This window comes from Lawsonibacter asaccharolyticus (assembly GCF_022453915.1).
Classification (GTDB): domain Bacteria; phylum Bacillota; class Clostridia; order Oscillospirales; family Oscillospiraceae; genus Lawsonibacter; species Lawsonibacter asaccharolyticus.
Map to the genome: position 1 here is coordinate 1,429,726 of NZ_CP091870.1, position 24,688 is coordinate 1,454,413.

The 24,688-nt window shown below is 65.4% G+C and carries 22 protein-coding genes; 7 read left to right on the forward strand and 15 right to left on the reverse strand.

All coding sequences use genetic code 11. The features are described 5' to 3' along the window. Positions 1 to 39 precede the first annotated feature (39 nt). The 9 genes from L9O85_RS06790 to ylxM form a co-directional block, all read right to left on the reverse strand. The gene (locus L9O85_RS06790; protein ID WP_242850342.1) at positions 40 to 867 is read right to left on the reverse strand and encodes a putative RNA methyltransferase; all 828 of its coding nucleotides are present in this window, start codon (positions 865 to 867) and stop codon (positions 40 to 42) included. Positions 868 to 878: 11 nt separating this feature from the next. Continuing rightward, a complete protein-coding gene (locus L9O85_RS06795; protein WP_277102613.1) occupies positions 879 to 1,694 on the reverse strand; it encodes a sugar phosphate isomerase/epimerase family protein in 816 nt (271 codons plus the stop codon). A 399-nt stretch (positions 1,695 to 2,093) separates the two neighbouring features. Further along, positions 2,094 to 2,630, reverse strand: a complete 537-nt coding sequence (locus L9O85_RS06800; RefSeq protein WP_050624701.1) for a dihydrofolate reductase family protein — start codon at positions 2,628 to 2,630, stop codon at positions 2,094 to 2,096. Further along, positions 2,630 to 3,127, reverse strand: a complete 498-nt coding sequence (rimM, locus tag L9O85_RS06805) for a ribosome maturation factor RimM (RefSeq protein WP_050624702.1) — start codon at positions 3,125 to 3,127, stop codon at positions 2,630 to 2,632. Before rimM ends, L9O85_RS06800 begins: the two co-directional genes overlap by 1 nt. A gap of 61 nt (positions 3,128 to 3,188) precedes the next feature. Beyond that, a complete protein-coding gene (locus L9O85_RS06810) occupies positions 3,189 to 3,419 on the reverse strand; it encodes a KH domain-containing protein (RefSeq protein ID WP_050624703.1) in 231 nt (76 codons plus the stop codon). A gap of 21 nt (positions 3,420 to 3,440) precedes the next feature. Then, on the reverse strand, positions 3,441 to 3,680 hold the full coding sequence (gene rpsP, locus L9O85_RS06815; protein WP_050624704.1) for a 30S ribosomal protein S16: 240 nt from the start codon (positions 3,678 to 3,680) through the stop codon (positions 3,441 to 3,443). A gap of 60 nt (positions 3,681 to 3,740) precedes the next feature. Continuing rightward, positions 3,741 to 3,989: a hypothetical protein gene (locus L9O85_RS06820; RefSeq protein ID WP_256182938.1), complete on the reverse strand. Its 249-nt coding sequence runs from the start codon at positions 3,987 to 3,989 to the stop codon at positions 3,741 to 3,743. 29 nt (positions 3,990 to 4,018) lie between these two features. Beyond that, positions 4,019 to 5,398, reverse strand: coding sequence for a signal recognition particle protein (ffh, locus tag L9O85_RS06825; protein WP_050624706.1), 1,380 nt, complete (start codon positions 5,396 to 5,398; stop codon positions 4,019 to 4,021). Between the two features lie 2 nt (positions 5,399 to 5,400). Continuing rightward, positions 5,401 to 5,766 (reverse strand): YlxM family DNA-binding protein, encoded by a 366-nt coding sequence (gene ylxM, locus L9O85_RS06830; protein ID WP_050624707.1) that lies wholly within the window; start codon positions 5,764 to 5,766, stop codon positions 5,401 to 5,403. Positions 5,767 to 5,950: 184 nt separating this feature from the next. Between ylxM and L9O85_RS06835 the strand changes: the two genes are divergently transcribed. From L9O85_RS06835 to L9O85_RS06860, 6 genes are all read left to right on the forward strand, one after another. Next, the gene (locus L9O85_RS06835; protein ID WP_301579993.1) at positions 5,951 to 13,198 is read left to right on the forward strand and encodes a GH36-type glycosyl hydrolase domain-containing protein; all 7,248 of its coding nucleotides are present in this window, start codon (positions 5,951 to 5,953) and stop codon (positions 13,196 to 13,198) included. A gap of 94 nt (positions 13,199 to 13,292) precedes the next feature. Then, positions 13,293 to 14,576 carry an EF-P 5-aminopentanol modification-associated protein YfmF gene (yfmF, locus tag L9O85_RS06840; RefSeq protein ID WP_108981269.1) on the forward strand — a complete coding sequence of 428 codons (1,284 nt, stop codon included), beginning with the start codon at positions 13,293 to 13,295 and terminating at the stop codon, positions 14,574 to 14,576. Positions 14,577 to 14,579: 3 nt separating this feature from the next. After that, a complete protein-coding gene (gene yfmH, locus L9O85_RS06845; protein ID WP_050624711.1) occupies positions 14,580 to 15,866 on the forward strand; it encodes an EF-P 5-aminopentanol modification-associated protein YfmH in 1,287 nt (428 codons plus the stop codon). Further along, positions 15,863 to 16,834 (forward strand): prolipoprotein diacylglyceryl transferase, encoded by a 972-nt coding sequence (gene lgt, locus L9O85_RS06850; protein WP_301579994.1) that lies wholly within the window; start codon positions 15,863 to 15,865, stop codon positions 16,832 to 16,834. The genes yfmH and lgt overlap by 4 nt, the downstream gene beginning before the upstream one ends. Before the next feature lie 3 nt (positions 16,835 to 16,837). Then, on the forward strand, positions 16,838 to 17,680 hold the full coding sequence (folD, locus tag L9O85_RS06855; RefSeq protein WP_242850343.1) for a bifunctional methylenetetrahydrofolate dehydrogenase/methenyltetrahydrofolate cyclohydrolase FolD: 843 nt from the start codon (positions 16,838 to 16,840) through the stop codon (positions 17,678 to 17,680). Positions 17,681 to 17,824: 144 nt separating this feature from the next. Continuing rightward, positions 17,825 to 18,235: a hypothetical protein gene (locus tag L9O85_RS06860; protein ID WP_301579995.1), complete on the forward strand. Its 411-nt coding sequence runs from the start codon at positions 17,825 to 17,827 to the stop codon at positions 18,233 to 18,235. 55 nt (positions 18,236 to 18,290) lie between these two features. Here the strand turns inward: L9O85_RS06860 and L9O85_RS06865 are convergent, their stop codons facing one another. Next, on the reverse strand, positions 18,291 to 19,610 hold the full coding sequence (locus L9O85_RS06865; RefSeq protein ID WP_050624714.1) for a Na+/H+ antiporter NhaC family protein: 1,320 nt from the start codon (positions 19,608 to 19,610) through the stop codon (positions 18,291 to 18,293). Positions 19,611 to 19,734: 124 nt separating this feature from the next. Between L9O85_RS06865 and L9O85_RS06870 the strand changes: the two genes are divergently transcribed. Further along, entirely contained in the window at positions 19,735 to 20,532 is a 798-nt protein-coding gene (locus tag L9O85_RS06870; protein WP_301579996.1) for a peptidoglycan recognition protein family protein, read from the forward strand. Between the two features lie 61 nt (positions 20,533 to 20,593). Here the strand turns inward: L9O85_RS06870 and L9O85_RS06875 are convergent, their stop codons facing one another. From L9O85_RS06875 to asd, 5 genes are all read right to left on the reverse strand, one after another. Continuing rightward, complete coding sequence (locus L9O85_RS06875; protein ID WP_050624716.1) at positions 20,594 to 20,962, reverse strand: desulfoferrodoxin family protein; 369 nt, start codon at positions 20,960 to 20,962, stop codon at positions 20,594 to 20,596. Between the two features lie 113 nt (positions 20,963 to 21,075). Then, positions 21,076 to 21,438: a DUF2500 family protein gene (locus L9O85_RS06880; protein ID WP_301579997.1), complete on the reverse strand. Its 363-nt coding sequence runs from the start codon at positions 21,436 to 21,438 to the stop codon at positions 21,076 to 21,078. 102 nt (positions 21,439 to 21,540) lie between these two features. After that, positions 21,541 to 22,296, reverse strand: coding sequence for a 4-hydroxy-tetrahydrodipicolinate reductase (gene dapB / locus L9O85_RS06885; protein WP_050624718.1), 756 nt, complete (start codon positions 22,294 to 22,296; stop codon positions 21,541 to 21,543). 9 nt (positions 22,297 to 22,305) lie between these two features. Then, a complete protein-coding gene (dapA, locus tag L9O85_RS06890) occupies positions 22,306 to 23,193 on the reverse strand; it encodes a 4-hydroxy-tetrahydrodipicolinate synthase (protein WP_050624719.1) in 888 nt (295 codons plus the stop codon). Positions 23,194 to 23,383: 190 nt separating this feature from the next. After that, entirely contained in the window at positions 23,384 to 24,460 is a 1,077-nt protein-coding gene (gene asd / locus L9O85_RS06895) for an aspartate-semialdehyde dehydrogenase (RefSeq protein ID WP_050624720.1), read from the reverse strand. Between the last annotated feature and the right edge of the window lie 228 nt (positions 24,461 to 24,688).

The following is a 24,688-nucleotide window of genomic DNA, read 5'->3' on the forward strand; positions in this document are numbered from 1 at the left end:
ACGTGCCTCCGGGCATATTTTATGGGGCGGCGGGAGAGATCAGGCGGGGCTGCGGCGGAACACGTGGAGGTCAAAGCCCACCTGGGTGGTGAGCCGCTTCAGAGCGGACAGGGCCTCCACCCCCTCCCGGGGAGTCTTCCAGCAGTAGGGGGTCATCTGGAACAGGGCCCGGATGTCCTCCGGGCAGTCCAGAGTGATCTCATACCGCACCGGGACGATGCGCTGATAGGAAAAGCCTGTATAGGGGGTTTCCTTGACGGGGTTTTCGTAGGGCTGGGAATAGAGGACCTGCTTCATCTCCCAGAGGTGCCGGGCGGAGGGGACCACATAGAGGAAGGTGCCGCCCGGCCGCAGGACCCTGGCGAACTCCTCCGCGGACAGGGGGGAGAACACATTGGTCAGCAGGTCCGCCGAGGCGTCCGCCAGGGGCAGGCGGTAGGCGGAGGCCACTGCGAATTCCCCCTCCGGAAGCCGCTTGGCGGCCCGGCGCAGGGCGTATTTGGAGATATCGATCCCCGCTGCCCGGGGCCGGTGTCCGGCCCGCTCCAGCGCCCGGAACATCCCCGCTGTGTAGTAGCCCTCCCCACAGCCGCTGTCCAGCAGGACGGGGCCCTCCAGGTGGGCGGAAGCCTCCAGGACCAGCTCCTCCAGGGCCTGGCGCAGCGGGGCGTAGTAGCCGCGCTCCAGAAAAGCGGCCCGGGCGGCCACCATCTCCCGGTCGTCCCCCGGCGCCTTGGAGTGCATCCGGTTGGGGGGCAGGAGGTGGACGTAACCCGCCGCCGCCCGATCAAAGCTGTGGCGGGCGGGGCAGATGCAGCCCCTCTCCTCCTGCGTCAGAGGGCTGCCGCACAGGGGGCAGCGGAACAAACTGGGCCCGTTCACAGCAGGGCGCGGATGTAGTCCAGCCCGGCCTTGGCCGCGTCGGCAGGGGGATTGGCACGGTACTCAAAGACCAGATAGTCCTGGAATCCGGTCTCCTTCAGGGCCTGGATCAACAGCGGAAAATCAAAGTGCCTGCCGTCTGGGGCCATGCGGTCCACATCGGAGATGTCCACCTGTCCGATGAGGTCGCCCGCCTTCAGCAGCCCTTGGTAGAAATCCGTCTCCCCGTTGGTGTGGAGATGGATGGAGTCCACCTGGAGCCGGAGGGCAGGGGAGCGGAAGGAGCGGATGAACTCCGCGGTCTCGGACAGGGAGCAGTAGGCGTCGGAGTCGATGCGGCTGATGGCCTCGAAGGCCACCTGGATGCCCAGCTGTTCCGCGCGGGCCAGGATGGACTCCATGCTGGAGCGGAACAGGGGCTCATAGGCCTCGCGGCCGCCGGCATCCCGGGTCCAGCCCCGGATGGCGCCTACGATCAGCTTGGCGCCCCCCAGCTGGGCACACAGCTCCGCGTGGGACAGCATCCGGTCCACCGCGGCCTGGCGCCGCTCCTGGTCCGCCAGGCCCAGGCCCAGGCCGTCTACGGTGTAGATCCGTCCCGTAGCCAGTCCCGATGCGGTCAGGCCGTACTCTCCCAGCACGCGGCGGACATAGGCGGCATCCAGCTCGCCGGGGCGGTTGACCGTCAGGGAGAGGGCGTCATAGCCCAGTTCCGCCGCCCGGCGGGCGCAGTCCTCCAAAGGCCCCATCAGGGGGGCGGTGTTGCTCTCAAAGGTGCCGTCTGCCCAGACGGCGCTGGTCTTCATTCCCATAGGTATCTCCTGTTCCGGGGGCAAGTCCCCCTGCATGTGTGATGGTTTATTATAGCACCGGGGCCGGCCGGGGTCAATTCCCGGCCGGGAAAGAGAGCGGCTCCGCGGGAGCGGACAGGGCCTGATGCCCCCATCGAGCCGGACGGCGGGCGCACGATGTGCGCCCCTGCGCAAAAGCTGAAGATATCTCGCAGGGGCAGCCCCCGGAGCTGCCCTCAAAGCCTTCCCCCCCTGGGTGGGGAAGGTGTCACGGCGGATGCCGTGACGGATGAGGGGGGTGTCCCCTGCCGGTCCAATCAACACTCCGCTGAGTCCGATCAGGGGCGGGGCGGCTCCCCGCCCCTGTACAGGAAACGGAAAACCCCGCCTGCGTTTCATACAGGCGGGGCTAGCGGCGGGTCAGCGGGGTTCATAGGTCAGCTCGGCGATCCCGTTGCTGTGGGCGGCGGAGACCAGACGCAGGTCCTGCTGGGGCAGCCCGCGGGAAAAGAGGGGGATGCCCTCCCCCAGGATCACGGGGATCACAGAGACCACATACCGGTCGATGGCGTTTTTCCGGATCAGCTGGGCGGCCGTGTCGGCGCCGCCGCAGATCCAGATGTCCCGCCCGGCGGGCTCCCGCTTCAGCTGTTCCACCAACTGGTGGGCCGGACCGCTGAAAGCCTGGATCTTCTCCGTCTGGGGAGGGAGGGGGCGGTGGGTGAGCACATAGCAGTCCAATCCCCGGTAGGGCCAGCTGCCGGGAGAGAGCTGGGTGACCACCTGGTGGTAGGTGGTCCAGCCCATGACCACGGTGTCCACTGTGGAGAGAAAGGCGGGGTAGGTCCCCGGGTCCGGGTCATCAGGGTCCTGGCCGGCCAGCCAGGAGACATCCCCGTCCGGGCGGGCCAGGCAGCCGTCCAGGCTCATGGAGATGTAGAGGACGGTGCGGCGCATCACAGGCCCTCCATCATGTTGACCCGGAGGTATCCCTCATCCACGTTGACCTCCGCGATGAACTGGTCCACCGCGGGGATCATCAGCTCCCGGGCGCCGCCGCGGACTACATACACATTGTTGGCGGGCAGGGTGAGGATGTCCGCGATCTGTCCCAGCACCGCGCCGCTGGCGGCGTCCCGGACCTCCATTCCCATCAGGTCAGCCAGGAAAAAGCTGCCCTCCGGGAGCTGGACATCCTTCCGGTCGATGTACAGCACGGCGTTGCGCATGGCCAGAGCACTGTTGACATCGGTGACGCCCTGCAGCTTCAGGATGACCATGTTTTTGTGGACCCGGGCCCGCTCCACCTGGATGGGCCAGTGGGAGCTGTCCACATAGAGGGTCTTGAACTGGCAGAGAAAGTCCGGGGAGTCCGCCCAGGGCTGTACCCGCACCTCGCCCATAATGCCGTGGACGTTGGTGATCTTTCCGACCTCCAGATACTGTTCTTTCATGGGGATTCTCCTTTCCTCCGGGGTAAGACAATGGCGCAGGATCTCCCTGCGCCATAACTGTCTAGTCGACGATCTCGACGGAGACACGCTGACCGGTGCGCTGGGCCACGGAGCGGATCAGGGTGCGGATTTCCTTGGCGATGCGGCCCTGACGGCCGATCACCTTCCCCATATCCTCCGGAGCCACACGGAGCTCCAGCACGGTCTCGCCGTCGCTCTCATGCTGGGTGACAGACACCTGATCGGGGTGGTCCACCAGATTCTGGGCGACATAGGTCAAAAGCTCTTTCATTTGCCTGACAGACCTCCAGCCTTACAGCGCGCCGGCCTTTTTCAGAAGGGAGCGGACGGTGTCGGTGGGCTGAGCACCGGTCTTGATCCAGGCCTGAGCCCGCTCGGCGTCCACCTTCAGCTCGGCGGGGGTGGTCAGAGGGTTGTAGGTGCCGATCTCCTCGATGAAACGGCCGTCACGGGGATAGCGGGAATCCGCCACCACGATACGGTAGAAGGGAGCCTTCTTCGCGCCCATGCGGCGCAGTCTGATTTTAACCATTTATATTCACCTCCAAAAATTTCTTGCGTATATGGAAAACACCGAAGTGTTTGCCAGCGTTCAAAATTGGGCCAGCAGCCCGAACAGGAGAAAGGATGCCCCCAGCAGGCGGGGGAACCATAGGGCCCGCGCTCCCCACTGGATGGAGATGTTTACCGGGACCACCGGGTGGAGAACGAAGCCGGCCCCCACCAGAAGAAAGGCCAGACGGCCCACAATGGGGAGATGGAGCAGGGCTGACAGGATGGACGAGATAACGATGACCAGGAAGCTGGCAAGCATCTGATCGAAAAAGGTCCACTTTTTCATGGTCCGTGCTCCTTTCCGCCGTCGGGGAGTCAGAAGGGGAGGCCGGGCATCTTGCCGCCCAGCATGCCCTTGCCGCCCTTTTTGCCCATCAGGCGGCGCATGGACTTGGGCATCTTGCCGCCGGCGAACTGCTTGGTCATGGCCTGCATCATCTCGAACTGCTTCAGCAGCCGGTTGATGTCCACCACCTGGGTGCCGGACCCGGCGGCGATGCGCCGCTTGCGGCTGGAGTTGAGCACATTGGGATTTTCCCGCTCATAGGGGGTCATGGAAAGGATGATGGCCTCCATCCGCCCCAGCAGGGACTCGTCCATGGAGGCCCCCTCCAGATCGGAGGCCTTGACGCCGGGGAGCATCCCGGCGATCTCGGACAGGGAGCCCATATTCTTCAGCTGAGCCATCTGCTCATAGAAATCGGTCAGCGTAAATTTGTTTTTCCGCAGCTTCTCCTGGAACTCCAGGGCCTTCTGCCTGTCGAAGTTCTGCTCCGCCTTCTCGATGAGGGAGAGCATGTCGCCCATGCCCAGGATACGGCTGGCCATCCGGTCAGGGTGGAAGACCTCGATCTGGTCCAGCTTTTCCCCCACACCCACGAACTTGATGGGCTTGCCGGTGACTGCCTTAATGGAGAGGGCCGCGCCGCCCCGGGCGTCTCCGTCCAGCTTGGTGAGCATGACGCCGTCGATGTCCAGTGCGTCGTCAAAGGCCTTGGCCGCGTTCACTGCGTCCTGGCCGATCATGGCGTCCACCACCAGCAGGATCTCCGTGGGCTCCACGGCGGCCTTGATGCGCTTGAGCTCGTCCATCAGCTCCTCGTCCACATGGAGCCGGCCGGCGGTGTCCAGGAACACCATGTCGTTGCCGTGCTGCCTGGCGTGCTCGATGGCGGCTCTGGCGATGTCCACCGGGTCGGTCTGACCCATCTGGAACACCGGGATGTCCAGCTGTCCGCCCACCACCTCCAGCTGCTTGATGGCGGCGGGGCGGTAGATATCGCAGGCGGCCAGCAGGGGCCGCTTGCCGTTCTGACGCTTCATCAGGCCGGCCAGCTTGGCGCCGTTGGTGGTCTTGCCCGCACCCTGAAGGCCCACCAGCATCACCACCGTGGGGGGCTTGGAGGAGATCTCCAGCTTGGTGCTGGTGCCGCCCATCAGGGCGGTAAGCTCCTCGTTGACGATCTTGATGATCGTCTGGGCGGGGGAGAGGGCCTCCAGCACGTCGGAGCCCACGGCCCGCTCGGTCACCTGAGCGATGAACTGCTTGACCACCTTGTAGCTGACGTCCGCCTCCAGCAGGGCCAGGCGGATCTCCCGCATAGCCTCCTTGACGTCGGCCTCGGAGAGACGGCCCTTGCCCCGCAGCTTTTTGAATGCGGCGGAGAGCTTTTCAGAAAGTCCTTCAAACGCCATGGTTACTCCTTTTGAAGCACCTGGGCCAGCTCCCGGATCTCCCGGGCCGCCGCCTCGATGTCTGGGTCGTCATAGCTGCCGTTGCGCTCCAGGATCTTTTCCGCGTCCTCGGCGATCTGCTGGAGCTGCTTGTGCATGGCGTGGAACCGCTTGATCAGGCCGGTCTTATCCTCCAGATCGGTGAGGATGGCCTCGGCCCGGACGATCACGTCCCGGACGCCCTGGCGGGTGATGCCGCTGTTCTCCGCGATCTCGGAGAGTGAAAGATCCTCGTTATAGTAGAGGTCGTAAAACTCCTTCTGCCGCTCGGTGAGCACGTCGCCGTAAAAATCGTACAGCAGGGCCATGCGATAGGCCTGACTTTTCAAACTGTTCCACCTCCTGTTGAGATGTCGTAAAGCTCAAAAACTTTACATTCGGAATCATACCATAACAGAGCCCCCTTGTCAAGTAAAAAATCTGTACACTTGGCGGGGGTATATTCCCACGGCACCGGGGCAAAATCCATAATGATCGCCCAAAAAACGGTATGATGATTCAGGAGGAGCCGCCATGTCTGCTTCGAACACCGCCCATGTTCCCATGGATGAACCCCATCTGTCCCGATACGGGGCCAACGCCGCCCGGGCACTGGAGCTGGAGGGAGCGGTCCGCCCGGGGACTGTGGCCCGGGAGATGCGGCGCGCGCTGGCCGAGGTGGAGCGCGCCCGGCAGGAGCTGGCCCGCTGGGCCGAGGAGAGCAGGCGCACGCCGGGAGCGGTGGAGTGGCTGCTGGACAACGCCTATCTGGCGGCGCGGGAGGGGCGGATGGCGGAGCGGGCCTTCCGCAGGGGCAGGCCCCTGCGGCGCTGCCGGAACGGCCAGTCTGTCCTCCAGTGTGCCGCCCGGACGGCGCTTTGGGCGGTCCCCGACCTGGACCGCCGCCGCCTGACGGTCTTTCTCTCCGCGTTCCAGTCCGTACTGCCCCTCACCGAACGGGAGCTGTCCCTGCTGGTCCCCGCCCTGACCTGGGCGCTGCTGTGTCAGCTGCGTGGTCTGTGCGGGGACCTGGCGGCGCTGCAGGAGGAGCAGACAGGGCCCGCCCCCTTTGAGTCTGTCTTTGCCGGGCTGCGGGCCCTGTCCGATGGGGACTGGGGGGCGCTGCTGGAGTCGGAGAGCCGGGTGGAGGCTGTCCTGCGCCAGGACCCGGCGGGGTGTTATGGCGCCATGGAGGACGCCACACGCCGGAGATACCGGGGACAGGTGTGCCGTCTGGCGAGAAAGAGCGGCATGGGGGAGGAGGAGACGGCCCGGCGGGTCCTGGAGCTGTCCCGGCAGGGGGCGGGGGCGGAGCGCCACGTGGGCTGGTTCCTCTTCCGCCGCCCGCTGGGGGCGGAGAAAAAGACACGGTCCGGGGCGTGCTACGGCCCGCTGGTCCTGCTCTCTGCCGCCCTGCTCTCCGCCGCTCTGGCTCTGCTGCTGAACAGCTGGGTGGGGGGGCTGCTGCTCTTTTTCCCCCTGTCCGATCTGGTGAAAAACAGCGCGGACTTTCTTCTGGTCCGTCTGGTGCCCCCGCGCCCGGTCCACCGCATGGCGCTGGAGTCCGGCATCCCGCCGGAGGGGAGGACCCTCTGCGTCATCGCGGCCCTGCTGACCGGAAAGGAGAGCGGCCGTGAGCTGGCAGAAAAGCTGGAGCGCTACCATCTGGCCAACCGGGACAGCGGCGGAGAGCTGCGGCTGGGGATGCTGGCCGATCTGCCCGACCGGGATGCCCCCATGGGGGCGGAGGGGCGGAGCTGGGTCCGGGAGGCCCGGAAGGAGGTGGACCGCCTGAACCGGAAGTACGGGGGCGGCTTCTACCTCTTTTTCCGGGAACCCCGTTACAGTGCCCGGGATGGGCGCTGGATGGGCTGGGAACGGAAGCGGGGCGCGCTGGTGGAGCTGGTGCGGCTGTTGAAGGACCGCCCCAGCGGGCTGGAGGTGCTCTCCGGAGACCGGGGGGCCCTGGCGGACACCCGCTATGTCATCACTCTGGACAGCGATACCAGCCTGAACGTGGGCGCGGCCCGGGAGCTGGTGGGGGCAATGCTCCATCCCCTGAATCAGCCGGAGGTGGACCGGGAGCGCCGGGTGGTCACGGAGGGGTACGCCCTGCTCCAGCCCAGAGTGGCGGTGGAGCTGGCCGCCGCCAACCGCTCCCTGTTCTCCCGGGTGTTTGCCGGGCTGGGGGGAGTGGACCCCTATGGCAGCGCGGCCAGTGACGTGTACCACGACCTGTTTGACCAGGGGACCTATACGGGAAAGGGCATCTTCCAGGTGGACGCCTTCTATGCCTGTCTGGACCGCCGGGTGCCGGAGGGGCGGGTACTGTCCCATGACCTGCTGGAGGGCTCCTACCTCCGGGCCGGACTGCTGGGGGAGGTGGAGCTCACAGACGGATTTCCCTATCAGGTGCGTTCCTACTACGCCCGCCTGAACCGCTGGATCAGGGGGGACTGGCAGCTGCTGCCGTGGCTGCTCCCCCGGGTGCCGGACGGCAGGGGAGGGCGTGAGAAAAATCCCCTGCCCCCGCTGGCACGGTGGAAGCTGCTGGACAACCTGCGCCGCTCTCTCTCCCCCATCTTTACCCTGGCAGCCCTGGTGCTGGGGATCTGCGGGAGCGGGGCAGCTCTGGCTGCCGCTGGCGGCGCCGCTATCCTCTCTGCCGCCTCCAATCTGCTCCTGTCCGGGATGGACCTGGCCGCCCGGCGGGGCGGGCGGGCCCGGGGACGCTACCACTCCACGGTGGTGGCCGGCCTGCCCGGAGCCCTGCTCCAGACCGCCCTCCAGCTGCTGTTCCTGCCCTACCACGCCTGGGTGTCCGCCTGCGCCGTGTGCACCGCGCTGTGGCGGATGGGGGTGACAGGCCGGGACCTGCTGGCCTGGGTGACGGCAGACCAGTCGGAGCGGGGCGGCGGCAACGGTCTGTGGTCCTATTACCGGCGGGAGTGGTTTTCCCCCGCCGTAGGGCTGGCCACCTTTCTGCTGGCGGAGCTGCGGATCGGCAGCCTGGCGGGGCTGCTGTGGATGGCGGCTCCCGCCGCCGCCTGGTGGATCAGCCGGCCCAGTGGAAAGCGGGCGGGACTGGCCCCGGGGGACCGGGCCTTCCTGCTCCACCAGGCCACCCTGATCTGGCGCTACTTTGCCAGCTTCCTCCGGGAGGAGGACCACTGGCTCCCGCCGGACAACTGGCAGGAGAAGCCGGCGGCGGGGCTGGCCCGCCGGACCTCCCCCACCAACATCGGGCTGGCCCTGCTCTCCGTGATGGCGGCGGTGGATCTGGACCTGCTGCCCCAGGACCAGGGGGCGGGGCTGATCCGCCATGTCCTGGACACCGTGGAGGGGCTGGAGAAGTGGCGGGGCCACCTCTACAACTGGTATGACACTGTCTCTGCCAGGCCCATGGCCCCCCGGTATATCTCCACCGTGGACAGCGGGAACCTGTGCGGCAGTCTGATCGCCCTGGCGGCGGGACTGGAGGAGTGGGGAGAGGGGGAGCTGGCCGCCCGGGCCCGGGCGCTGTCCGGCGCCATGGAATTCCGCCCCCTGTACGACCCCGACGGCAGGCTGTTTTTCATCGGCTGGGAGGCGGAGCGGGACCGTCCCACCCCCGGCCACTATGACCTGATGGCCAGCGAGGCCCGGCAGACCAGCTACGTGACCGTGGCCCGGGGAGAGGTCCCGCCCCGGCACTGGCGCCGGCTGAGCCGGATGCTGCTGGGGGACAACGATTACAGCGGCATGGCCTCCTGGACCGGGACCATGTTTGAATATTTCATGCCCAATCTGCTGCTGCCCTGTGAGGAGAATTCCTTGATGTACGAGTCGCTGGCCTTCTGCGTCTATGCCCAGAAGCGCCGGGGGGCCAGGACCCACACCCCCTGGGGGATCTCGGAATCGGGATTTTTTGCCTTTGACCCGGGGATGACTTATCAGTACAAGGCCCACGGCGTTCAGGCCCTGGGTCTGAAGCGGGGGCTGGACCAGGAGCTGGTGGTGGCGCCCTATGCCTCCTTCCTCGCCCTCCCCATGGCCCCCAAAAGCGCGGTGCGCAACCTGCGCCGGCTGTGCGCCCTGGGGCTGGAGGGGCGGTTCGGCCTCTATGAGGCGGCCGACTTCACCCCCTCCCGCCTGTCAGGGGGCAGCAGCTTTGAGATCGTCCGATCCTATATGGCCCACCACCTGGGCATGAGTCTGGTGGCCATCGACAACGCCCTGACGGAGGACGTGATGCAGCGGCGCTTCCTGTCCGACCGGACCATGGCCGCCTACCGGGAGCTGCTCCAGGAGCGGGTCCCGGTGGGAGCGCCTGTCATGCGCCGCCGGGACGGGGCGGCGCCGGAGCGCCCCCGCCGCCGCCAGGGGCCCGATCTGCTGCGGACCGGGGAGGGGGCGGGGCGTCTCTCACCACGGTGCCACTTGGTGTCCGAGGGGGGATACTGCGTCTTTGCCGCCGATAACGGACAGACCCGCTCCAGCCTGGGGCGGGATGTCATCACCCTGGCGGAGCCGGGGGAGTACCAGGCCCCTGCCGGGGTGTCCTGGTTCTTCTCCGGGGCGGAGGGGATGATCGGCCTGACCGCCGCCCCCCTGTACCGCGGAGACTGCCGGTACAGCTGGGAGTTCTATGACGGCGGGGCCGTCTGGACCTGTCAGCGGGGCGGCCTGACCGCCCGCACCGGCCTCGCCCTGGCCCGGCTGGGCAGCGGGGAGCTGCGCCGGGCGGAGCTGCACTGGGACGGAGAGGGCGTGCTGGAGGGAGAGCTTCTGTGTTATCTGGAACCCGTGCTGTGCGGGGAGCGGGATCACCTGGCCCACCCCGCCTTCTCCAAGCTGTTTGTGGAGAGCCGCGCCATCCCCGGCGGCGTCTCCTTCCGCCGCCGCCCCAGGGGAGCGGAGGAGCACCCGGTGCTGGCGGCCCTGTGGGACGGGGAGGGGAGCACATTCACCACCTCACGGCAGGCGGCCCTGGGGCGGGGCGGCCTGCGGGCACTGGCTGGCGGGGGGCCCGGACCCCTGAAGGGGGAGACGGGAGCGGTGCTGGACCCGTGCCTGATGGTGCGCCTGCCGGTGCGCCTGCGGCCGGGGGAGAGCTGCGCCCTGCGCCTGGCATTGGGGGTCTCGGACCGGCTGGATGCCGCCGCCGACACCGCCCAGCGGCTGCTGGAGGGGCGGGAGGAGCCGGGCGGGATGCTGGCCCCCATTGCCCAGCGGCTGGGGCTGGACCAGGTCCAGGCCCTGGGAGCCTTTGCTTTGCTGCGCCATCTGGCCTCCGTCCGGCCCGGAGCGGAGGGGCGTCCGCCCCAGTGTGAGCTGTGGCAGTTCGGGATCTCCGGGGATCTGCCCATCGCGGCTGCGCCGCTGGAGGGAGGAGTGGGAGAGGATAAGATCGGGCTGTGGTGTGCCCAGCATCGGTTCCTCACCCGGGCCGGCTGGCCGTTTGACTTGGTGTTTCTGGCGGAGGAGGGGGGCGACTACCGCCGTCCCCTGCTTACTGCGGTCAGGGAGGCGCTGCGGGCGCTGGGGGCGGAATCCGCCCTTGGGGCCCGGGGCGGGGTCCACCTGGTGGACCACGGGGAGGGATTTCCCACCGTGCTGGCCTGGGCCTCCGCCCGCCTGCCCCTGGAACTGATGGAGGAAGAGCCGGAGCACTGGACGCCTCCGCCGGCGGTGTCGGTCCGCCCGGAGCCCGCCCCCTGGCACTTTGACCAGGCGGGCAGCGTGGTCATCCGCGCCGGGGAGCGCCTGCCCCCTGTGGGCTGGAGTCAGATCCTGTGCGGAGAGAGCTTCGGATGGCTGACCGACGAGACAGGCAACGGCCTGCTCTGGAGGGAGAATGCCCACGAGGGCCGCCTCACCCGCTGGAAAAACGACCCGCTGGCCGTGGGCGGGGAGGAGCGGCTGCTGCTGGAGACAGGGGGCATCTGCGCCTCCGTCTTCGCGGACGGGGATGGCCTGCCCTGTACAGTGACCTACGGCCCCGGCTTTGCCCGCTGGGAGAAGCGGTTTGGGGAGACCCTGCTGGTGACGGAGGGACATGTGCCCCCGGACCGGCCGGAGCGGGTGCTCCGTTTCGCGCTCTCCGGAGGTGCTGGGACGCTGTCCATCCAAAGGAGAGATGGGGAGGCGTCCGCCTGCCCGGTGGCAGAGGGACTGCCGGCCGTCCTGGTGAGCGCGCCGGGGGAACGGGGCGGGCTGGTCCACCGCTGGGACGCCCTCCCGCCGGAACGGGCGGAGGCAGAGGGGGAGCAGGTCGTGCTGGACTGGCGGAAAAAGGTGTCCGCCCTGCGCTTCTCCACCCCGGAGCCGGCGCTGGACCGGTATCTCAACGGCTGGGCGCTCTATCAGGTGCTGGCCTGCCGGCTGATGGCCCGCACGTCTCAGTATCAGAATGGCGGAGCCTACGGCTTCCGGGACCAGCTCCAAGACGTGCGGGCCCTGCTGCTCACTGTGCCGGAGCGGGCCCGGGAACAGCTGGTGCTGGCCTCCTCCCGCCAATTTCCGGAGGGAGACGTGCAGCACTGGTGGCATCCGCCCCATGGGGCGGGGGTCCGGACCCGGATCACCGACGACCTGCTGTGGCTGCCTTATGTGCTGGCGGAATATCTGGAGGTGACGGGAGACTGGTCCGTGTGCGGGGAGAAGACCTGCTATCTGGAATCCCCGCCCCTGCGGGAGGGGGAGCGGGAGCGGTATGAGACGCCCCGGTGTTCGGAGCGAGAGGACACGGTCTACCGCCATGCCCTGGCGGCCATCCGGTGCGCCATGGAGCGCGGTGTGGGCAGCCACGGCCTGGCCCTGATAGGAGGCGGAGACTGGAACGACGGCATGAACCGCGTGGGGGCGGGAGGCCGGGGGGAGTCTGTGTGGCTGACTTGGTTCCTCGCCCTGGTTCTTCGGAAGTTCGCGCCGGTGTGCCGGCATATGGAGGAGCCGCAGCTGGCGGAGGAGCTGCTGGGCCGGGCGGAGGGATACCGGAAGGCCGCGGAGGCGGCTTGGGACGGGAGCTGGTACCGCCGGGGCTATTTTGACAGCGGGGCCCCCCTGGGGACCCGGGGGGCGGAGAGCTGCGAGATCGACTCCATTGCCCAGTCCTTCGCCGCGCTGGTGGAGGACTCGGACCGGGAGCGGGCCTGCCAAGCAGTGTCTGCCGCGCTGGAGCGGCTCTATCTGCCCCAGGCCGGGGTAGTGAAGCTGTTCGATCCGCCCTTCCAGGACAGGGGCCCGGACCCGGGCTATATCAAGGGCTATCTGCCCGGCGTGCGGGAGAACGGGGGACAGTACACCCATGGGGCTGTGTGGCTGGCTCTGGCCTGCCTCCGCCTGGGCCGGACGGAGGATGGGCTGGAGCTGCTGCGGGCCCTCCTGCCGGAGCGCCGCCGGACGCAGATCTATCAGGCGGAGCCCTATGTGCTGGCCGCCGATGTCTATGCGGCCCCGGGGCACCTGGGCCGGGGCGGCTGGAGCTGGTACACCGGGGCGGCGGGGTGGTACTACCGCACCGCGGTGGAGGAGCTGCTGGGCCTGAAGGTCCGGGAAGGCCGCTTGTTTGTGGAGCCCCACCTGCCGGAGGACTGGCCGGGCTGGACCGGGGAGTGGGAACTGGACCGGGGGCGGCTGAGCATCCAGGTGAGCCGGGGGAGAGAGCTCTCCGTCCGGCTGGACGGCCGGGAGATCCGGGACGGCGTCCCCCTCCGGGAACTGACAGGGGACCACCGGCTGGAAGTGACAGCGGTACCCGGGAATGGAAAGCTTTGCTTTTCGGCGAAAGATGTGGTATGATAACTCTGTTCTGCTTCCAGGAAGGAAATTCCCTTCTGAAAGGCCACAGGAAAAGGGGGACGCCCCCTTTCGTGCAGAGAAAGGAATCTGATCTATGACTCAAGTAACGCGCCGGGAGCTCTTTCCCGGGGTGTGGCTGCGGACAGTCCACACCGACAAATTCAAAAGCAGCTATCTCAGCCTGACCATGCTGGTCCCCCTGGAGCGGGAGCGGGCGGCGGCCAATGCCCTGCTCTTCCCGGTGCTGCGCCGGGGGACCCGGGAGCACCCGGATATGGAGTCCCTCTCCGCCGCCCTGGACGAGCTGTACGGAGGCGCCATCGAGCCCATCGTGCGGAAAAAGGGGGAGACCCAGTGCCTGGGCTTTGTGGCCAGCTTTCTGGATGATGCCTTTGCGCCCGGGGGCGAGCCCATCCTGGAGCCCGCGGCGGGGCTGCTGGGGGAGCTGCTGCTCCGCCCCCGCCTTCAGGACGGCATTTTTGCGGAGGAATATGTGTCCGGGGAACGGGCCAATCTGGTGGACCGCATCCGGGGCCAGATCAACGACAAGCGCTCCTACGCCACCCTGCGCCTGGGACAGCTGATGTGCGGGGAGGAGGCCTTCGGGGTGGACAAGCTGGGGGATGTGGAGCATGCCGCGGCCGTCACGCCGGGCTCTCTGTGGGAGCGGTATCAGCAGCTGCTCTCCACCGCCCAGATCGAGCTGTACTACTGCGGTTCCGCGGAGGAGGAGCGGGTGGCCCGCGCCCTGAAGGAGGCACTGTCCGCCCTCCCCGTGAATGAGGGGCGGATCTGCCCGGACTGCGAGGTCCGGCTCCACGCCGGACCGGAGCCCAGCATGGTGGAGGAGTCCATGGACGTGACCCAGGGCAAGCTGGCCATGGGCTTCCGCACCGGCGGCGTCACCTGCTGGGAGGAGGAATACCCCGCCATGGCCATGTGCAACGCCGTATTCGGCGGCACTACCCTGTCCAAGCTCTTTATGAACGTGCGGGAGAAGCTGTCTCTGTGCTACTACGCCAGCTCCACCCTGGAGAAGATGAAGGGGCTGATCCTGGTCTCCTCCGGGATCGAATTTGACAAGTTCCAGCAGGCCAGGGACGAGATCCTCCATCAGCTGGAGGAGATCCGGCAGGGGAACATGGAGGACTGGGAGCTGGAGGGGACCCGCCGCACCATGATCGGCGCCCATCTGGCCACCCTGGATGTCCAGGACCGGCAGGAGGACTTCTGGCTGGGCCAGACGGCCGCCGGTCTGGAGACCGGCATCGAGGAGCTGGTGGCCCAGCTGGAGCAGGTCACCCGGGAGCAGGTGGCCCAGGCGGCTCAGAAGCTGGAACTGGACACCATTTACTTCCTGAAGGGAACGGAGGGCTGAACCATGGAGAAACTGGAATTTCCCCGGGTGGGGGAGCAGATGTACCACCAGGTGCTGGACAACGGGCTGCATATCTTTGTGGTGCCCAAGCCCGGCTTTCAGAAGAGCTACGCCTTTTTTGCCACCAATTACGGAGGCATGGATATGAAGTTCAAGCTGGATGGCCAGGATATGGACACTCCGGCGGGGGTGGCCCACTATCTGGAGCACAAGATGTTCGACACCAAGGAGGGCAACGCCCTCCAGGAGCTGGCGGCCAACGGCGCCTCCCCCAATGCCTTCACCAGCAACGCCATCACAGGCTACTATTTCGAGAGCACAGAGAAATTCGAGGAGAACCTGCGCATCCTGCTCTCCTTCGTCTCCATTCCCTATTTCACCAAGGAGAGCGTGGACAAGGAGCAGGGGATCATCGGTCAGGAGATCGGCATGATCGAGGACGACCCGGACTGGGTGGTCTTTATGGATCTGATGCAGGCCCTCTACGAGAAGCACCCGGTGCGGGTGTCGGTGGCGGGCTCGGCGGAGTCCATCTCCCACATCACCGCTGAGACCCTCTACGCCTGCCACAAGGCATTCTACGACCCCTCCAATATGGTGCTGTGCGTGGCAGGGGACGTGGACCCGGAGAAGATCTGCCAGGCGGCCCGGGAGATCCTGCCGGAGCGGCCTGGAGCACCGGTTGCCCGGGGGGACTACGGCGCCCAGGAGCCCGCGGAGGTGTGCCAGCCCATGATCCAGCGGGAGATGGAGGTCTCGGTCCCCCTGTTCCAGCTGGGATTCAAGGGGGAGGCGGCCCCGGAGGGAGAGGGGGCCCTGCGCCAGCAGCTGCTGGGCGAGCTGGCCTGTGAGGCACTTCTGGGCAACTCCGGCCCGCTGTATGCCAGACTCTACCGGGAGGGGCTGGTCAACCGGAATTTCTCCTACGGGTATGAGAGCTACCCCGGCTGCGCTTTCCTGTGTGCCGGGGGGGAGAGCAAGGACCCGGAGGGAGTGCGGGCGGCGGTGGCCGCCGAGGCGGAGCGGATCGCACGGGAGGGGATCGACCCCGAGCTGTGGGAGCGGCTGAAAAAATCCTCCTACGGAAACCGGGTGCGGGCGCTGAACTCCTTTGAGCACATCTGCATCAGTCAGGCCCAGTCGTTTTTCCAGGGCTGCGATTTCCTGCGCTTCCCGGAGGTGTACGACAGCCTGACCAGGGAGGACGCCCAGGCCATGATCGCCCGCTGGGTCACGCCGGAGCGCACCGCCCTGTCCGTGGTCCGGCCCAGAGAGGAAGCGGTGGAATGACCAACATCGTGACATTTCCCGGACTGGGGCTGGAGTTCCACCTTGACCGGGTGGCCTTCTCGTTGTTTGGCCACCCGGTATACTGGTACGGGGTCATCATCGGCTGCGGATTTCTGCTGGCCGTCCTGCTGTGCTGCCGGTGGGCGCCCAGATTCGGCGTGAACAGCGACCAGATCATGGACCTGCTGATCTTCGCGGTGCCCCTCTCCGTGGTGGGGCTGCGGGTCTATTACGTACTCTTCTATCTGGACCTGTACCGGGAGGCGGACGGTTCCCTGAACTGGGGGGCCATCTTCCGCATTACAGACGGCGGCCTGGCCATCTACGGCGGCATCATTGCCGCCGCCCTGACCTTGATCGTGTTCTGCCGTATCCGGAAGATCAGCTTCTTCTCCTTTGCAGACCTGGGGGTCCACGGCCTTCTGATCGGCCAGTGCATCGGCCGGTGGGGAAACTTTATGAATGTGGAGGCCTACGGCGGCGTCACCGGACTTCCCTGGCGGATGTGTTCGGAGAGCATCGCCAGCTCCCTGCTGTCCCAGGGACTGGTGGACACGGACGGCTATCAGGCCATCCTGGACGGCACCCTGGGGGTGCACCCTACGTTTTTCTACGAGTCCCTGTGGAATTTTGTGGGCATCTTTCTGATCTACTGGATCGGAAAGCACTGGAAGAAATTTGATGGCCAGGTGTTCTGGAGCTATGTGCTGTGGTACGGCCTGGGCCGGTTCTGGATCGAGGGCCTGCGGACGGACAGCCTGTATTTCTTCGGACTGGAGCTGTTCGGCGCCCCCATCCGCACCTCCCAGGTGCTGGCCATCGTCTCTGCCGCCGTGGCGGCTGTTGTATTGATCTATGAGCTGAAGTTCCGTCGGCACGATCCGTCTGAGCTTTATGTGAACCGGCTGGCCGCCCACAGGGCGGACGCTGGAGAGGGCCCGGGCGGACCGGAGAAAAAGGAGGACTGATTTGTGTCGGCGGTCATAATGGACGGAAAGGCACTGGCAAAAAAGGTGAAGGAGGAGGTCCGGGCGGCGGCGGCGCGGATGGAGCGCCGCCCCGGCCTGGCCGTGATCCTGGTAGGGGACGACCCCGCCAGCCAGGTCTACGCGGATGGAAAGAAGCGGGACTGTGCCCAGTGCGGGATATACAGTGAGGAATACATCCTGCCGGCGGAGACAGGACAGGAGGAGCTGATGCTGCTCATTGAAACGCTGAACGGACGCAGCGACATCGACGGCATCCTGATCCAGCTGCCCCTGCCGGCCCATTTGAATGAGCGGGCGGTCCTGTCTGTGGTCAGGCCCGACAAGGATGTGGACTGCTTCCACCCCTTCAACGTGGGGGAGCTGATGATCGGGGAGAAGGGCTTTTATCCCTGCACCCCGGCCAGCGTGATGCGTCTGCTCGCGGAATACGGCGTGGAGCTGTCGGGGAAAAGCTGCGTGATCGTGGGGCGCTCCAATATCGTGGGCAAGCCGCTGGCTATGCTGATGCTGCGGGAGAACGCCACGGTCACCATCTGCCACACCAAGACGGAGTACCTGAAAAAGGAGTGCAGCCGGGCGGACATCCTGATTTCCGCCGCCGGACAGGCCGGCCTCATCACTGGAGACATGGTGAAGGAGGGGGCCGTGGTGGTGGATGTGGCAGTGAACCGCCGGGCGGACGGGACCCTGTGCGGCGACGTGGTATTTGAGGAGGCGGCCGGACGGGCGTCGTACATCACCCCGGTTCCGGGGGGCGTTGGGCCGCTGACCCGGGCCATGCTGATGAAGAACACACTGTACGCAGCGGTGATCCACGGAAAATAGATCCGGAAGCGGGCGGAGAGGGGGAGTCATCTCCCACCTCTCCGCCCGTCCTTTTTACTGTAAAAAAGATGGGGAAATGATTGACGGACCAGGTGGCTATCCCATATACTGGTCTTACATAAAATCGTGCTGCGGGAGGGCCGTATGAGAACAAAAGTAAGGACAAGACTGCTGAAGTTTACCATGGCGATGGAGATCGTGATGGCGATCACCATCCTGGGGGCGATCCTGGCCAGCATTGCACTGCTGATCTGCGGCTCGGTGGAGAAGTTCTGCTGCCAGTGGGAGTCCTTCTCCATTGACGCATTTATGGCAAATGCGTTCCTCATCGTCATGGGGATCGAGTTTGTAAAGATGCTGATGCTGCATACCTACGGGGCGGTGATCGATGTGCTGCTGTTCGCCATCGCCCGGCAGATGATCATCAGCCATGAGGAACCCATGCAGACGCTGATGAGCGTGGGGGCGGTGGCCGGGATCTTTGCCATCAAGAAATATCTCTACACCGGGGAGCGGTGGGAGTCCGGACAGAAGGAGCGGCCATGCAGCAAGTAAAAAACCGGCGGCTCTGGGAGGAGACCCAGAGCCGCCGGCCTTTCTTTTTTAGGGATCACTTCCGCTTCCGGTCTGGCCAGAAGAGGATGAAGACCAGGGCACACACCGCCATAAGATAGCAGTAGAACATGTAGGGCATGATCTTGACGGCAGAGACCCCCGTCCCTGCGGAGGCGTAGAGCAGCTGCGCACCATAGGGCAGGATGCCCTGCATCACCGAGGCAAAGATATCCAGGAGGGAGGCGGACCGCCGGGGGTCGATGTGGTACTCCTGGCTGATGTCCTTGGCGATGGAGCCGGTCATCACGATGGCAACTGTGTTATTGGCGGTGGCTACATCCACCGCGGCCACCAGTCCGGCGATGCCCAGCTGGGCACCCCGCTTGGAGTTGGCGCGGCGGTGGACGAAGTCGATGAGCCACTGGATGCCGCCATATTCCCGCACCAGGGCGCCGATACAGGCCACGACGATGGAGATGACAGTGATGTCATACATGGCGGTGATGCCCGTCCCCATCACAGAGAAGATCTGGGTCCAGGGAAAGGCGCCGGAGGCCACGCCCACGATCAGGCTCAGCACAGCGCCGATGGTCAGGATCAGGAACACGTTGACGCCGGCCACGGCCCCCACCAGGACCACCAGATAGGGCAGGACCTTCCAGACGCTGTATGTGCCGATCTCCGGCTGGCCGCTGCCGCCCCAGGTGAGGGCAATGAAGATCACCAGGGTGAGGATGGCCGCAGGCAGGACGATGAAGAAGTTCATGCGGAACTTGTCCTTCATTTCACAGCCCTGGGTGCGGACCGCGGCGATGGTGGTGTCGGAGATCATGGAGAGGTTATCACCGAACATGGCGCCCGAGGCCACCGCCGCGATGCACAGGACCACCTCGAAGCCGGTGGCTTCGCTCATGGAGACGGCGAAGGGGGCCAGGGCGGAGATGGTGCCCACCGAGGTGCCCATGGAGATGGACACGAAGCAGGAGATCAAGAACAGGCCCGCCACCGCGAACTGGCTGGGCAGGTAGTCCAGGAACAGATAGACCGTGCTGTCGGCGCCGCCGGCGGCCTGGACCGCGCCGGAAAAGGCGCCTGCGGCCAGAAAGACCAGGCACATGGTGAGGATGTTCTCATCCGCCACCCCGTTGGCCATTACCTTCAGCTTGGCGTTGAAGTCCAGGGCCCGGTTCTGGACGCAGGCTACGAACAGGGCGATGAGGAAGGCCACGATGGCCGGGGTCTGATAGAAGCCCATCTCGATCTTGAGCCCATACTCGAACAGCAGGCCGCAGCCCAAATAGAGGACCAGGAACACCAGGATGGGGAGCAGGGCGGCGGCATTGCCCCGCTTCTGCGCCGGATTGAGTTCTCCCATAGGAAGGGACCCCCTTTTTCTTTCTCTTTTGACCTTTCTATTTTAGAGGAGTTGGGAGAGGGTGTCAATAGAAAAGGAGGCGGCATAGGATGGAACAGCCTTTGTATGGACAGAGGAGGGAGCCATGGAACTGAAGCTGAGTCAGGAGTTCCTGACAGAGAATGACTGTTACCAGGCCGGGCGGAAGATCGTACCCAAGGGGATCATGGTCCACTCCACCGGCGTGGCGCAGCCGGACCCGCAGGTGTTCATCCGCCGCTGGAACAAGCCCGGGGTGGAGGTGTGCGTCCACGCCTTCGTGGCCCGGGATGAGGTCATCCAGACCCTGCCCTGGAACTGGCGGGGCTGGCACGCAGGCTCGGGAAAAAACGGCAGCGCCAACAATACCCACATCTCCTTTGAGTGCTGTGAGCCAGCCGGGCACACCTATCAGAACGGAAAGATGGTGGGCTATGATGTGGAGAAGAACGAGGCATATTTTCAGGACATCTACCGCAACGCCGTGGAGCTGTCCGCCATGCTGTGCCGCCAGTACCGCCTGGACCCCATGGAGCCGGGCGTGATCCTGGACCACGCCGGCGGCCACGCCCTGGGGATCGCCAGCAACCACAGCGATGTGGGCCAGTGGTGGCCGCTGCACAGGAAGACCATGGATGACTTCAGGCGGGCCGTGAGGGATGCGATGAGAGGAGGAGAGGAGACGGTGACACAGGAACAGTTTGATGCCATGATGGCGGATTATCTGGCCCGCAGAGGCCGAGAGAAGCCCTCTGACTGGTCTGAGAACGCCCGCCGCTGGGCGGAGGAGGCCGGACTGGTCTCCGGGGACAGCGCTGGGATGCGCTATCGGGACTTCACCACCCGGGAGGAGACCATCCAGTTCCTTTACCGCTACCAGCAGGTGACGGAAGGGAAGCCATAACGGAGAAAGAGCCCCCTCCGCCGGAAGAGCCGGCAGAGGGGGCTTCTGGTCATGGTGTCGCTCAGGCTCTCCAGAGCCCGTGAAGATTGCAATAGGCGTAAGCGGCCTTGACCCGGTCGCCGGGGGCGAGGGCAAATTTGACCTCCGGGGCCTGACCTGGCTCCAGGTATTTGATTTGACAGCCCTCGGTGGTCTCCAGGGCCACCCACTGGATATAGTGCTCGGGGATCATGGGATGGGGGGCGGAGCCCACCTTGACATCCACCATGCTGCCCTCTACGGTGACCACAGGGACATGCTTCTCCTGAGCCGCGTCGGTGGAATCGGGGACGAGTTCGGTCATCTTCTGCCCGCAGCACATGACGGGCACGCCGCTGGACTGGAGAAAGGTGACGATATTCCCGCAGTGCTCACAGATGTAGAACTTCATAGGATGCTGCCTCCTTTGCAATGGGGAGCCCGTGATTTTCCGGCCGGGATGTGCCGGAAGAGCTCAGCCCTATTATACCCAAAATACAGGGAAATAGCAACAGGATCTTAGTGTTACGAGCCGTGTATCCGCCACAGCTGATGCCGCTCCGCCACCGGGTCCACGGCGATCAGCTCCCCGTCCCGGGTGAAGGAGATGAACCGCCCGCCCTGATGGCACAGGGTGCCCCGGTCCCCCTTGGAGAGATAGTACCAGATGTCCGGCGGGACCTGGCAGGTCACCACAGTGTCCCGGCAGGGGACATGGAAATAGAGGTAGTAGGAGGAGCCAGCGCGGGAGTGGCAGTTCTCCTTGGCGTGGACCCGGGCCTCTTCGGCCCGGACAGGCTCCCCTCTGGAGGAGTCCTGAAGGTTGTGCAGACGGAAGATGATCAAACTGATGCACAGGGCGGCCAGTATTGCCGCAGCGACAGCCATATCCTGCCTCCTTCCTCCAAAGGCCCGAGGTACAAGACCAGCATAACAGAAAAAAGCGAAAAAAACAACCTTCCACCGGAGTGGAAGGCTGTTTTTTCTGACTTACCGGATGAGGCTGCTCATATCGTACAGGCCGGGCGCCTTCACACCGGCCATAAACTTGGCCGCCTCCACGGCGCCCTGGGCGAAGATCTCCCGGGAGAGGGCAGTGTGGCGGATCTCCATGACCTCGTCGTGGCCGGCAAAGATGATCTCGTGCTCCCCCACGATGGTGCCGCCCCGGACCGCGGAGATGCCGATCTCCTTCTTGTCACGGGGATGGCGGACGCTGTGGCGCTCGAAGACGTACTCCGTCTCGTGGCCGCAGGCCCCCGCCGCCGCGTCGGCGATCATCAGGGCAGTGCCGCTGGGAGCGTCCACCTTCCGGCGGTGATGGCGCTCCACGATCTCGATGTCATAGCTGTCCCCCAGCACAGAGGCCGCCTTTTTCACCAGCTCCAGCAGTACATTGATCCCCAGGGACATGTTGGCGGAGCGGAAAATGGGCACCTCCAGGGCAGCGGCGCCGATTTGGGCCACCTGCTCAGGGGTGTAGCCGGTGGTGGCCAGCACCAGAGGGGTCCCGGTGGCCCGGGCGAAGTCCAGCAGGCCCTCCAGGGCGGCGGGGGAGGAGAAGTCGATGACCGCGTCCGCCTCCCCGCTGAACTGGGCAGGGGAGGAGAAGACGGGAAAGTCCCGGTCGGAGGAGCCCAGGATATCGAAGCCGGCCGCCACCTGCACCTGGGGGTCGGCGGCGCACAGGGACTCCACCACCCGGCCCATGTGGCCGCTGCATCCGGAGATGATGATCTTTTGCATGGCGGCTCCTTACAGCAGGCCCATGCGGCCCATGGCCTGGCGCAGCGTCTCCAGATTCTTGTGGGAGATGTCGCACAGGGGCAGACGCAGGGAACCAGCCTCCATGCCCATCAGGTTCATGGCTGCCTTGATGGGGATGGGGTTGACCTCGATGAACAGGGCGTCGATCAGGTCCATATAGGCGATCTGAAGCTTGGAGGCATCCTCAAACTGTCCCTCCAGGCACAGGTGGGACATCTTGACCATGACCTCGGGGATGATGTTGCTGGCCACCGAGATGACCCCCTTGGCACCCAGGGACATCATAGGGACCACCTGGTCGTCGTTGCCGGACCAGATGTAGAAGTCATCGGGGCAGAGGAACCGGGTGTGGGCCAGCAGGGAGAAGTTGCCGGAGGCCTCCTTCACGCCGTTGATCTTGGGATTCTGAGCCAGCACCTTGTAGGACTCGGCGGTAAAGGAGACTCCGGTGCGGCTGGGCACGTTGTAGAGGATCATGGGCAGCTCGATGCGCTCCGCAATGTACTCATAGTGCTTGATGAGGCCGGTCTGGCTGGCCTTGTTGTAGTAGGGGGTCACCAGCAGGCAGGCGTCGGCGCCGGAGTCCTGGGCGTGCTGGGACAGGTAGACGGCGGCGGAGGTGTCGTTGCTGCCCGTGCCGGCGATGACTTTGACCCGGTGGTCCACCCGCTTGACGCAGAATTCCACCGCGGCGATGTGCTCCCGGATGGACATGGTGGCTGACTCGCCGGTGGTACCGCACACGCAGACCGCATCCACGCCGGCGGCGATCTGGGCGTCGATCAGCTTGCCAAAGGCGTCGTAGTTGATATTGCCGTTCTGGTCAAAGGGTGTAGCCAGGGCGGGGCAGGAGCCGGTAAATACGGGTGTTCTCATAAAACAGCATCCCTTCTGATTGAGAGTGGAAGAGTGAAGCGTGGAACACGGAGGCGGCCCATGCAGGGGACGTCTCTGCGCCCCTTCACTCAGAGGAATTGACGGCCGTAAAAGCGCTTCGGATGGAGAGACAGCGAAAGGGACCGCAGAGGCGGGGCCCTTCCTGCGTCATGTTTTTCTCAGTTATCCGTTAAATATACCCTTCCGCGCACAGCAGCTCGGCCAGCAGGACCGCGCCGCCGGCGGCGCCGCGCAGGGTGTTGTGGGACAGGCCCACGAACTTGTAGTCGTACTGGGTATCGGGGCGCAGACGGCCCAGGGAGATGGCCATGCCGCCCTCCAGATCCCGGTCCAGTCTGGCCTGGGGACGGTCGGGCTCCTCAAAATAGTGGAGGAACTGCTTGGGGGCGGAGGGGAGCTCCAGCTCCTGGGCCCGGCCCTTGAAGTTCTTCCAGGTCTCCCTGATCTCCTCCATAGAGGGCTTATTGCGGAAGGTGACGAACACGGCGGCGGTGTGGCCGTCGGAGACGGGGACCCGCAGGCACTGGGCAGTGATGGCGGGTCCGGCGGCCTTGACGATCTTGCCGTCCTCCACCTTGCCCCAGACCTTCAGGGGCTCCTGCTCGCTCTTCTCCTCCTCGCCGCCGATGTAGGGGATTAGATTATCCACCATCTCGGGCCAGCGCTCAAAGGTCTTGCCCGCACCGGAGATGGCCTGATAGGTGCAAACCAGGACCTTCTCGATGCCGAACTGCATCAGGGGATGCAGGGCAGGGGCATAGGACTGGATGGAGCAGTTGGATTTGACGGCGATGAAGCCGCGCCGGGTGCCCAGGCGGGCGCGCTGTGCGGGGATGACCGCCAGATGCTCCGGGTTCATCTCGGGCACCACCATGGGCACGTCGTCGGTCCAGCGGTGGGCGGAGTTGTTGGAGACCACCGGCACCTCGGCCTTGGCGTAGGCCTCCTCCAGGGCGCGGATCTCCTCCTTCTTCATATCCACGGCACAGAAGACGAAGTCTACCATGCCGGCGATCTTTTCCACGTCGGCGGAGGCGTCCAGCACCACCAGGTCCTTGGCCTGCTGGGGGATGGGAGTCTTCATGGCCCAGCGGCCGGAGACGGCCTGCTCATAGGTCTTGCCGGCGGAACGGGGGCTGGCGGCGATGGCGGTGAGCTGGAACCAGGGGTGGTCCTCCATCAGGGTGACGAAGCGCTGCCCCACCATGCCGGTGCCGCCGATGATGCCTACTTTGTACTTTTTCATGTTCAGGTTCCTTTCATGGCGGCTCGTGCCGCAGATTTGGACTTTGCGGAAAAGGGAAAAAACAGAGGTTGCCAATCAGGGCCGGAGTCAGTATAATAGACGACAAGAAGTACAGGGATCTGACGGGGCCGGCCTGTTTCCCTCCTATTTTTAATTAGTATCTATGATAGCATGATGAGAAATCAGTGTCAACAAATTGCGTGTTGACGCTTTTGTGAGAAATGGAGC